Raw genomic sequence first — 11,190 nt, 5'->3', positions numbered from 1 at the left:
CTATCGGTTTAACTTTCCATGAACAAGCTAGATAGTACACAACACCTTAACGGATTTTATTATTCAGCACTTAACCCTGACTTTGTTTGTATAGCTGCTAGCTGAATTTTGAGGATTTTATTTTGTTCCCTAAGTACTCCAGGTGAATCAATCTGACAATCGTCAAAAGTCACAGAGTCCACATCTAGGAATTGAGCGATCGCCAACTCAATCACTAATTCTGGGGAAAGTTGGTTTTGTTTGGAGTATTCCTCTATTGCCTGCCTAATGCGCTCTGGCAAGTAGTCTAAGATATTTTTAAGTGAGTTTGTTTCGGTTCTTTGCATAGTACTTACTTTAAAGAACGTAGGAACTAGGGAGTAAATTAAGCTGTATATCTCGCATTACCACCAGCAGCAACATCAAGAACTGCACCAGAAATATACTGAGCATCATCTTTTGCAAGGAAAGCGATCGCAGTCGCAACATCACTGGGTTCAAGAGCTGGTATTGGCAGGGCATGATAACTCAGAGTAGCCTTATCTTGGTCTTGGACGGTGTTCGCGGAAGTCGAGCGACGTTGTCCTTCACTCCGATAAAGCGGTGTGTTAACAGCACCAGGCGCAACGGCATTCACTGTAATGTTATCTTGCCCCAGTTCCAGAGCGACAGATTTAACCAAACCTATGACACCCCACTTTGTAGCCGAATAGTTAGCCACTCCAGCAACACCCATGCGACCACCAATTGATGACACGGCGATGATTCTACCACGCTTCTGCTTTTGCATTTGTGGAATAACCGCCCACATGGAATTAGCTACGCCTGTCAAGTTAACATCAATAACATCGCTCCACTGTTGAGAAGTCATTTCATCAAAAGGACTCCAGATGGCAATGCCAGCATTAGCCACAAGAATATCAAGCCCATCGAGTTCTCTCACGGTCGTTTCAGCGGCTTGCTTCATGGCTGCCAGGTCCCGAACATCTGCCACAATTGGCAATGCTCTGCGACCTTCAGCTTGAACAAGGCGCACTGCTTCTTCTAGTTCTGTACGATTTGCCAACCGATAGCTGTGGATATTCTTAACACCTTGTGGTTGCGCGATATCAAGCAACGCGACATCTGCACCTTGCCGTGCTAACTCAACAGCTGTTGCAAGACCAATTCCTCTCGCCGCACCTGTCACTAAAGCTACCTTACCAGAAAGTGGGAGGGAGGATGGTGCGGGTGATTTTGCAGTTGCTGGTTTTTGTGGTTGTGCCTCTGCTTTTTTAGGAGATAATCCCGCACCGACTCCCACTCCTGCAACTGCCAATGCTGCGTTTTTAATCAAGTTACGACGGGTTTGATTAACTTTTTTGCTCCTCATCATTTTGCCCTCAGAGAAATCTACCGTTGAAACGCTTATCTGATACAAAATTACGATGGGAGCCACTGGGCAAAATTGTAAATTCTTGCTCTTGTTGTGGAATTAAGAAGCGAGAGGCATAAATGAGTATGCGTGTAGTTTTGAAAAGCTTTTTGGTAAAACACCAACAATTTGCTTAAAAGCTTTCGTGAAATGTGCTTGGTCGTAAAAACCGACTTGTAGACCAATATCTGTTAAATTGGGGTATGGAGAGACGGAAATTAGTTGCTTGGCTCGCTCTACTCGATTTTGTAGCACGTACTGGTGAGGGGATAATCCAAGCGATCGCTTAAACAAGCGAGCAAAGTGATACGGGCTGAGATTGACTTGGTCTGCCAAAGCAACAAGGCTCAAATCCTCGCTGAGATGGTCGTGGATATACTCAATAGCTTGTCTCAATTGTAATCCCGATAGCTTCCCCTTTGGTTCAAGAGGCTTTTTACTGCTAACTCCATGCTGTGCCAACAAATGTAGTGCAAATGCCAGCCCCAAAGATTCACCATACAGTCCTCCAGCATAACTTCTGGATTTCAACTCTGTTTGAAAACGCAAAGCAAAGTGGGCAATAATGGGGTCGTGTTCGCAGCGTCGTTCCTGAAAAGCGATTTTTTCAGTTGCAACAGTATCTTGAAAAACTTGGGTGACAAATTCTGGTTCCAGAGATATTGCGACAAACTCAAATTTTTCTCTCCAACGGGGTGCATTCATATCCCCGTGAGTTTGAAGGCAGAAGTCACCAGGTTTGAGAAGCTTTTGCCGCCAACGGCTACCATCTTTCCATTCATAATGGATTGGTTTGCCAGTATGGACAATGAGACGGTGTCCTTCAATGTAGTGTTCGGGGAGTTCAAGTGGTGCGATTTGGTGAAGTTCTACCGTAATTCCGCGCCAACCCGCATTCATACTTGAGAGTAACACAGTTCCATCAGGCGCAGCCGGGAAAATTTCCTTAGTTGTGCTGTCAATCAGTTGAATCTGGCTTTTAAGCATAGTTGGGCGAAAATAGTTGACGGGCTTTCACCAAATTAAGATTACCACTACTGATAATCATAATAACCCTTGATGCTTTAATTAAGAGAATTGGTATAAAAAGGTTGCAAAAATGCCTTATTCTTTAGACAACTGGACAAACAGGATTGCATCACGTTCGGATCTAACTGGACACCTCATACACTTGACTAGAGCTTCAGATATAGGTGGCAAAACACTGGACTCTGTTGAAATTCTGATAAAAATCCTTTTAGAAGAATGTTTACTTGGTAGTTCAACAAAATCAGGGTTTATCTGTGGAGATAGAAAAGCAGTTTGCTTTCAAGATACGCCACTTTATCAATTAGCGCAAAATATTTATTCAGAACAAGAGTATCGAAAAAAGAATTCTCAAGCCAAGCTACGTTATGTAGGTACAGGTTTAATGTTTCAAAAACCATATATATATGGTAAGGGTGGAAGACCAGTCATTTATGACAAGACTGAAGAAGCAAAAAGCTATTTACCTCCTCATGAGTGGTGGCGCATTGTTAAACTCGAACTTAACGATAATAGTAACATTATTGACTGGACGCATGAGCGTGAATGGCGAGTTCCCGATGATTTAAAGTTTGAATTAAAAGAAGTTATTGTAATTTTGCCTAATACAAATGCGTACAAAAAGTTTATTACAAAATGTAGGTTGATAGATACAGTCGATCTGCTGACAGTAATTCGAGGAATAGTGACGTTAAACGCGGTGTTTTTTTAGTGTTATAACCAGCAAAGCTTTACTTACCAAATATTATATAAGCTTCTGCATAAAATTTGTTTGGCTTTTCTACATGAAATGCTAAAATGCTAGTCTGGAACAACTCTGCCATAACAAAATATTGCCTGAATGTCTATCCAGTAAACTGCTTACGGCAAAGATCTGGTTGAATATTTTCAGTACAAATTCGGTTGGTAATTAAATCTACTAAGTGCTAGTTTGAACTGGCTGGACTATATTGGTTCTCATTCGTTCTGTTTAAAACATAAACAGAAGGAGAATAACAGTTAAGCATTTTTGGCAATATTTGGCAAAAATTAGCACTTAAACTTAAGCAGACAACAATTTACTATATAAATGAGTAGATTTAATCAGTTTACTGTCCCTGTAGCTAGACGAATGCCTGTCATAATCCTTGCTGATGTCAGTGGGAGTATGAGTGTTGAGGGCAAAATCGAGACTCTGAATAGAGCGATCGCTGAAACGATCGCCTCTTTTGCAGAAGAAGAAGATGTTCGCGCAGAAATTTATGTTGCAGTAATTACCTTTGGGAAAGATGGCGCTAAAATCCATCAACCTCTCACGGCTGCATCTGTGATTCAATGGACTAATATGGAAGCAATTGGTTCTACTCCAATGGCGGCAGCATTTGAACTAGCGACTACTGTCGTCGAAGACAAAAACCAAATTGCCAGTCGAGATTACTATCCCACCATTGTCCTGGTTTCCGATGGTCAGCCAACCGATGAAAGGGGTCATCTCACAGATAATTGGAAACAACCGTTACAGCAATTACTAAACTCGCCACGAGCATCTAAAGCCTTGCGCTTATCAATGGCAATTGGTGCAGATGCTGACTATGAGGTACTCAAGGAATTTTTGCAGGGTCAGCCGCAGGATATTCCTGTGTTCCGCGCTGACGAAGCCACTCAAATTCGGCAGTTCTTCCGGTGGGTAACGATGACCGTCACTAACCGTTCTAAAAGTGCTAACCCCCAGAGTATGCCCATCATAGACTACAGTAATGAAGATTTGGTGTTTTGATGGCGAAGAAACTTCAGAGTCAGGTGCAATGCTTCGGTGCTTCTGTTAGAGGACGACTCCACCAACATGAGGGGCGTCCAAACGAGGATGCGTGGGAAAGTATTTGCAGTAGCTTTGGTACCGCCATTGTGGTAAGTGATGGCATGGGTTCCAAACCAAACGCTTGCACAGGAGCACGTAAGGCTTGCAAGGCAGTTCAGGATGCACTACGCTCCTGGAGTAAATTTAATGGCGCATCACCAGTAGTACTGCTGCGGTTAATTCATATCCTATGGGGACTTCAAGTATTGCCTGCTAGTGAAGAAGATAGCGCTGCTACTTGCTTGTTTGCTGTTGTCCTTTCTTCTGGTGAACTACTTGTAGCAAAGCTCGGAGATGGGATTGCTGCAATTCGGGAAACAGATGGAAAGGTTATTGTACTGGGGGATGAGCGTTCTGGGTTTTGCAACGAAACGACAGCTTTGGGAATAGTACGCTCAACCAAAGAATGGTCTGTCATCACTAGACCCAGTTTTCCTCCTGGTACTGCTGTACTGTTGGCAACCGATGGGATAGCAGATGATTTGGTGAGTGATCGCGTGGGAGATTTTATCAATCTCCTGACTGAAGAGTTTGCCTGTATGCAACCAGCACTTAGATGGAGAACGCTTTGCCAAGAATTGCGAAACTGGTCTACACCCAAGCACCTGGATGATAAAACTTTGGCGATTCTTTGGCATCAAAAAGATGATTTTGGGAGTGCAAGCTAATGACAGGAGCTAAAAAACGAGTAGTAGATGTACTCGGTCATGTGTATGAACTAGAAAAAGAACTTGGTCGTGGAGGACAAGGTGCTGTCTTTGCTGTCAAAAATGGCAACTTAGCAGTGAAAGTCCTTTTTGATCGCTCCCCTGTACGTCGCACTCATTTAAGAAAGCAACTGACACAAGTGAGGAAGCTTGATATAGAGAAACTTCCGATTGCACGTCCTTTAGAGATATTAAACCCCCCACATCTTGGCTATGTCATGGAACTCCTTACTGACATGGTTCCTATTAGTAAACTTATCAATGCCCCAAAGAATGTAGATTGTTTGGTTGAATGGTATTTAGAGGGTGGGGGACTCCGTCGCCGCTTATTGCTACTAGCACGTTGTGCGGAAACTTTAGCTCAGTTACACGGTAAAGGACTTGTTTATACTGACCCTTCACCTAATAATATCTTTGTTTCTTCAGATGTTAACGACCATAAAATTATTCGGTTGATTGATGCTGATAATCTTCACTATGAAAGCTCGTCATCTTCAATAAATCTTTATACTCCTGGACATGGCGCACCTGAATTAGTTACAGGAAAGTTTGGAGCCAATACCCTTACTGATGCTCATGCTTTCGCCGTCATAGCATTCCAAACTTTATCCCTTGTTCATCCGTTAATGGGGAATATGGTTAATGAAGGAGAACCTGAACTAGAAACCCAAGCCTTGGAAGGAAAGCTACCTTGGATTGATGAACCTGAAGATAATAGCAATTCGACTACTCAAGGATTTCCAAGAGATATAGTCCTCTCTCCAAATCTTAAAGAATTGTGTCAACGTTGTTTTGGATCTGGTCTTAGAGAACCAACAAAAAGACCAGGTATTGGAGAATGGAGAGAGAAATTATATTCAGCAGCAGACTTCACGATCCATTGTCCAGAATGCAATAGCACATACTACGCAAATAAAAAATCCTGTCCTTGGTGCAACTATCCTCGACCTACTTATGTTCAAGTTAGAATCCAACGCTGGGAACCACTGCAAGGATGTTTTAGAGAACAGAAACCTTTACAAGGTTTTGCATTAACATCCTCTGAGTCTTTAATTTTAACAAGTCGTGTTGTTAGTAGCAGAACAGGTACAGATAGCCACAATCCTAATATTGAACTTGTGTTGGAAGGAGAAAATATTAAAGTTCGCAGTCTTAATGGTCAATGTTTCTGGCTTACATCTGAGGGAACTCAAAGAGTAGAGAAAGAAATGCAAGATAGATGGATTCGTTTCCCTGTTCAATCAGAACGGTATGGTTCTTGGCTGTTACATTTTGGCAATCTTGATTCTCCGCATCGTCTAGCTACTTTTACTTTGGTATCTGGAGAAAATGTATGAGAGTAAGTGATACTCAAAGTGGACGGGTGTACACAGTTGAGGTTGAGCAATGCGATCGCACTCCTTTTCAAGGGAGAGATGTACTAGCTGTCAATAACGAAGTTTTTTTCTACCAATCAGAAAAAACAGGTGAAATTCTTCTGCGTCATGCTACAGAAGATGTTTGGGATATCAGAGGCACTGATAAAAAGAATAAAAGTATTTTGCAAGGAATTATAGAACGAAATCTACCCCGTCTATCTTGGGTGGCTTCAGTACGTCCTAAGAAATCACCTGAAATCCTCATGATACAGGTACATGAATTTCCTCAACGCCTTCAGTTAACTGAGGAGTTTCAGATAGGCGTTGATGACAAAATCATTGAAGATATTCGAGAAAAGCACATTCGCAAGAATGTACCTGTTGATAAAATCATAGAATGGCTTAATGGACAATTTCTGTTACCAGTCTTGAATGAAAATCATGCTAGACGATCTCTACTTCAGGCAGGTACAAGTTTCCAAAATGGACTAGAAAATACATTTCTTTTATGTGGTAAAGAAAGGGTTATTAATATACGCTGTCAGTTAGACAATAAGCTCATTATTGAAAAAATAGAGAAAGCAAGATCGCCAAAGAAGGATGAGCAACACCGTCCTGTTGTCCTATTTGAAGCAAAGCTTTCTTTCTGCGATATCTCCTTAGCAGGAACTTTACGACAACCAGCCCGAACTGAAATTGATTTGATAGTTGAAAAATCTAACAGTTATTTGAAGCTTTGGAAAGAGTACAACAACCTTGAATTAGAGAGTATTGTGCAGAAAATTCAACAATTTGGCTGGGTACGATACAATTATTGTCAGATATTACATAATGGAAATTACCGATTTCAGTTACTATCAGAAGATAACTTAGAAGAAAGACTGAAAATGCTGGCAGAGTCTCAAGAATTTTCATTAGAAGCAAGCGAGCAACAACCACAATTCAGCACTAGTGAAAGCAGAAAAACTAAGAATAAATCATTTGTTGGGCAGCTAGAAGACATAGATTTATATAGTCTTAACGTTGAGATTCGTTCTGCAAATCCAGATGATGATTTATCTCCACCGCCAAAAGGTTTCTTGTTCATCTCCCTTCAAGGAGATCTTACCCGTTTAGCACGTCGTCAAAAGGCTGAACAACTTATCAGAACAGCTACTTGTCCGATGCCACAACTAGGGTTAATTTTAGAAAATCAGCGCGTCCCTACACGTCGTACCCGTCAGCACAAAGCCCTTTCTCCAGATACAAAAAAAGTTTTCAATGGTTCTCCTACTCTCCGTCAAGAAGAAGCTTTGAAAGTAGCTCTCAATACTCCTGATATTGCTCTGATTCAAGGACCACCTGGAACGGGAAAAACTAAAGTCATTAGCGCTCTACAAGTTAGATTAGCAGAAATTAGTGAAGATTCGGGTAACAGTGTATCTCATAGGTTACTGCTGACTAGCTATCAGCATGATGCAGTGGAAAATGCAGCAGAAAAGTCTGTTGTGTTTGGACTTCCAGCAGTAAGGATAGGTGGAAGAGCAAAAGATGATGTAAAGCAAGATAATGTAGACCGTTGGCTGCGATCGCGCATAGAAGCTTTGGAGGCAAAACTTGCTACATTTTCAGACTCACCAGAAAGCGCTAACTTGCGTCAAGTGCGGAATCTGGTAGCAAGTTATATTCTCACTCCAGGTAATAGACAAGAAACAGCAGCACTGCTCAAACAAATTTTTGAACTTACAAAAGGCAAGATAAAGGGTGATTTAAGCGATCGGCTGTTGGAATACAGCCACAAACTTGCTAGGGGACAAAATCTTCTAGACACAGAGAACTTAGAAGAACGAGAATCAGCACTTAGAGCGGTAAAAGGAATTAGAACTGACCCTGTGACATTTTCTGATGATGGTCCGCGCACTGCAATGAAAGCACTCCGCCGTTTGGATTCATTGCAGGTGCTAGAAACGTCTGAACGTCAACTCTTGCAAAATGCAGCCGAGTGGATCGAGGAAGAAGCACCTCCATTTTTGGAGGAATTGGCATTATTGCGCGATCGCTTACTCGAAAAACTCATCCCGCAAGCAGTTCCTGTGACTACTGTTGTTGCCGATCCAGAAATCGAAGTATTACTCAACAACGTTAGAGAGGCAATGTACGAACGAGTTCGCCAATCTTCAGAAGGTGTAGAAGCAGTTTTATCAGAGTATTTAGAAGATTTGAGCACCGATCCCCAAGGAGTCAGAGAAATGCTGCGTGATTACACTGTGGTTCTCGCAGCCACTTGTCAGCAGTCATCAAGTAAACAAATGCAGCGAGTAACGGGAGATGATGACACAGTCTTTGAGACAGTCATTGTCGATGAAGCTGCAAGAGCAAACCCTCTAGACCTATTTATTCCCATGTCCAAAGCAGAGAGGCGAATTATTCTTGTCGGCGATCACCGCCAACTTCCTCAGATTCTTGAAGAAGATATAGAACGTCAACTGAGTCAATCCACAGAAGCGACTAAAAAGGCGCTGAAAAAAAGTCTCTTTGAACGTCTGTTTGTCCAGATGAAAGAGCTAGAAAAACTTGATGGTATCAAACGGACAGTTACTTTAGATACTCAATACCGAATGCACCCTATTTTAGGTGATTTCGTCAGTCGAACTTTTTACGAATTTCATGGTGAGCCACCTATCGGTGCAGGTAGACCTGAAGAAGAATTTATTCATAACCTACCTGGTTATGAAAATGTTGTTGCAGCTTGGATAAATGTGCCGCTAAGCGCTGGTAAGGAAACCAAAGGACGGAGTAAATCTCGTCCTATAGAAGCAAAACGAATTGCTCAAGAATTGAAAAAGCTAATTGAGCATGATACGCGGTTTACATTTGGTATTATTGCCTTCTATTCAGCGCAGGTGACAGAAATTTGGAAAGCACTTTGTGAAGTTGGTATAGCAGAGCAAACAGATGATGGAATTTACCAAATTGCCACTGCTTACCGAGAAACAAGAAACCACGAAGGCAAAATTATAGAAAGGCTGAGAGTCGGAACAGTAGATGCTTTTCAAGGAAAAGAATTTGATATAGTTTTTCTCTCAATGACTCGCAGTAATAATATTAACGCAAATAGTGAAGACCTTTATCACAAGAAATACGGTTTCCTGATGTTAGAAAACCGCCTTTGCGTAGCTATGAGTCGTCAGCAACGTTTGTTAATTACAGTTGGAGACTTAGAAATGGTGAAAGCAGAAGCTGCTCCAACAGCAATTCGAGAATTAGTAGCTTTTTACGAACTTTGCCAAAAATCGCTCGGTAAAATTATCTAAAATTGCCCTCGTATGTCTTTTAAAAAAGAAACATCAGTACTCCTATATTCTGACCTCCGTTCCTCTACACACTGGAGTAAGCGCCAGTATTTACTATTCCCGGCTTGGTGTTACCGAGTGGTTGCGCCACGAATTCACGCTCGCAAAGTGAATATTTTAGAAAAAGCTGTTTTAGGAATGTGTCAAGTTGGGGCTTTTTCGGCTAAAGAGATTGGTGAAAAATTGGAGATCGGCACTGATTTAGCAGCACTTATTATACAGCAATTATCAGAGCAAAATTTGATTAATAATAAAGGGTTCCTGACTGAGCAAGGATTGGGCATTTTAGAGCATGAAACCTTAGCTTCTCAAGATATGGTAGCAGGGTTTATTTTTCAAGACCCTTGGACACGAGAGTTATTTCCTCGTTTTGTGGAACGTCAAGAATATGCTGAGGTTAATTTCAATCAAGGTGGTTATCCAGACCTTTTATTTGGAACAACAGGGAAACCAGATTACCGAAGAGCTTATATGCCTTTACCTATAGAAGATGTTGTGAAAACTCAACCATCGCCGCAAGATATTTTACAAGCTGTGAGAAAGCATGAAAAAGCATTACGCTATCGAACTTTTTCAGAAGAGTTGGACGGTGATGACGATGTATGGACTTTTAACCAAGTTCCAAATATACAACGCATATCTTTTGTTGAAGAAGAACCTGTACCAGTCTGGCTAACTACTTTTCTCTATCTACCTAAAAATTCATCCAGCACTACAAGCTGGTATATTTGTGACCCTTTTGGACTTGGAGATAGTCCTTGGCTGCGTCGTAAATTGGAAATTCAAATCAAGAAAAATCCAAGCTTCAGGGGTTTACAAAAACTGATTTTAGAAATCATTGATGAATATAAAGATGAAGAAGAAATAGATAGAAAATTTACGAATTTGATTCAACAGGCTAATGAAGAAGCTGAAATGAGAGTTGAGCATAAATTAACGATAGAGATTAGGCGATGGGATAGAGTGTTCAATAACTTGGTAGGTATGGAAAGAACTTATATAGAAGCTCAGGCATTAGTAGATTTAAAAAATATACCAGATAAATTAGATGATATCCTTGTGAAAGCGCAAAAAGTTGTTGAAAGTCTTTTTTTAACTATTCGGGAAATTTATCCTACAGCTAAGGCTTGGCAATTACTCTCACCACAAGACCGAGAGCATAATAGAAATCTCCTGAATGGACTAGCTAATAAATTGGGTTTTATCACCCCTCTACCCAGTTCTTTAGTTGATGTTAAGCAGGGGAAAGTCAGATTTGCTGCTGATTCTGGTAGAGGTTCTTTACGTTCTTATATCCTCGCTGGTTTGTTAACTGCTCGACATGGTAGTCATCATCCACTGCAATTGGTAGCTCAAAAAGCACCAGATATGCTCATCCGATTAGATAAGCTTGCGGGAATGCGCGATCGAAGCAGTCATTCCAGCAACCAACAATTGGAAATTCCAGAAGTCTTGCAGCAAATCTCAACAGTTTATGAGGTTGTTGCCAGTACATTAGAACTTAACTATCAACCGTAAGAGATTATTACTATAAATA

The 11,190-nt window shown here is 41.2% G+C and carries 9 protein-coding genes; 6 read left to right on the top strand and 3 right to left on the bottom strand.

The window, feature by feature from the left end:
• Positions 1-59: 59 nt before the first annotated feature.
• The 3 genes from F7734_RS30045 to F7734_RS30035 form a co-directional block, all read right to left on the bottom strand.
• The gene (locus tag F7734_RS30045) at positions 60-326 is read right to left on the bottom strand and encodes a hypothetical protein (protein WP_155748237.1); all 267 of its coding nucleotides are present in this window, start codon (positions 324-326) and stop codon (positions 60-62) included.
• A gap of 38 nt (positions 327-364) precedes the next feature.
• Positions 365-1,354: a mycofactocin-coupled SDR family oxidoreductase gene (locus F7734_RS30040; RefSeq protein ID WP_155748255.1), complete on the bottom strand. Its 990-nt coding sequence runs from the start codon at positions 1,352-1,354 to the stop codon at positions 365-367.
• Positions 1,355-1,453: 99 nt separating this feature from the next.
• Entirely contained in the window at positions 1,454-2,380 is a 927-nt protein-coding gene (locus tag F7734_RS30035) for an AraC family transcriptional regulator (protein WP_155748236.1), read from the bottom strand.
• Between the two features lie 112 nt (positions 2,381-2,492).
• Between F7734_RS30035 and F7734_RS30030 the strand changes: the two genes are divergently transcribed.
• The 6 genes from F7734_RS30030 (at position 2,493) to F7734_RS30005 (ending at position 11,171) form a co-directional block, all read left to right on the top strand.
• The gene (locus F7734_RS30030) at positions 2,493-3,131 is read left to right on the top strand and encodes a DUF2971 domain-containing protein (protein WP_155748235.1); all 639 of its coding nucleotides are present in this window, start codon (positions 2,493-2,495) and stop codon (positions 3,129-3,131) included.
• 357 nt (positions 3,132-3,488) lie between these two features.
• Entirely contained in the window at positions 3,489-4,175 is a 687-nt protein-coding gene (locus F7734_RS30025) for a VWA domain-containing protein (protein WP_155748234.1), read from the top strand.
• Positions 4,175-4,924: a PP2C family serine/threonine-protein phosphatase gene (locus tag F7734_RS30020; RefSeq protein WP_155748233.1), complete on the top strand. Its 750-nt coding sequence runs from the start codon at positions 4,175-4,177 to the stop codon at positions 4,922-4,924. Before F7734_RS30025 ends, F7734_RS30020 begins: the two co-directional genes overlap by 1 nt.
• A complete protein-coding gene (locus F7734_RS30015) occupies positions 4,924-6,300 on the top strand; it encodes a serine/threonine protein kinase (RefSeq protein WP_155748232.1) in 1,377 nt (458 codons plus the stop codon). The genes F7734_RS30020 and F7734_RS30015 overlap by 1 nt, the downstream gene beginning before the upstream one ends.
• On the top strand, positions 6,297-9,614 hold the full coding sequence (locus tag F7734_RS30010; RefSeq protein WP_155748231.1) for an AAA domain-containing protein: 3,318 nt from the start codon (positions 6,297-6,299) through the stop codon (positions 9,612-9,614). Before F7734_RS30015 ends, F7734_RS30010 begins: the two co-directional genes overlap by 4 nt.
• A gap of 12 nt (positions 9,615-9,626) precedes the next feature.
• On the top strand, positions 9,627-11,171 hold the full coding sequence (locus F7734_RS30005) for a hypothetical protein (protein WP_155748230.1): 1,545 nt from the start codon (positions 9,627-9,629) through the stop codon (positions 11,169-11,171).
• The last annotated feature ends 19 nt before the right edge of the window (positions 11,172-11,190 follow it).

It is taken from the genome of Scytonema sp. UIC 10036 (assembly GCF_009725235.1).
Note: the sequence above shows the minus strand (reverse complement) of the source record. Positions and strands in the feature narration are given on the sequence as shown.

What these genes read in the sequence shown, in the direction of transcription:
- F7734_RS30045 (WP_155748237.1), bottom strand. Translation starts at nt 326, where the DNA reads ATGCAAAGAACCGAAACAAACTCACTTAAAAATATCTTAGACTACTTG.
- F7734_RS30040 (WP_155748255.1), bottom strand. Translation starts at nt 1,354, where the DNA reads ATGATGAGGAGCAAAAAAGTTAATCAAACCCGTCGTAACTTGATTAAA.
- F7734_RS30035 (WP_155748236.1), bottom strand. Translation starts at nt 2,380, where the DNA reads ATGCTTAAAAGCCAGATTCAACTGATTGACAGCACAACTAAGGAAATT.
- F7734_RS30030 (WP_155748235.1), top strand. Translation starts at nt 2,493, where the DNA reads ATGCCTTATTCTTTAGACAACTGGACAAACAGGATTGCATCACGTTCG.
- F7734_RS30025 (WP_155748234.1), top strand. Translation starts at nt 3,489, where the DNA reads ATGAGTAGATTTAATCAGTTTACTGTCCCTGTAGCTAGACGAATGCCT.
- F7734_RS30020 (WP_155748233.1), top strand. Translation starts at nt 4,175, where the DNA reads ATGGCGAAGAAACTTCAGAGTCAGGTGCAATGCTTCGGTGCTTCTGTT.
- F7734_RS30015 (WP_155748232.1), top strand. Translation starts at nt 4,924, where the DNA reads ATGACAGGAGCTAAAAAACGAGTAGTAGATGTACTCGGTCATGTGTAT.
- F7734_RS30010 (WP_155748231.1), top strand. Translation starts at nt 6,297, where the DNA reads ATGAGAGTAAGTGATACTCAAAGTGGACGGGTGTACACAGTTGAGGTT.
- F7734_RS30005 (WP_155748230.1), top strand. Translation starts at nt 9,627, where the DNA reads ATGTCTTTTAAAAAAGAAACATCAGTACTCCTATATTCTGACCTCCGT.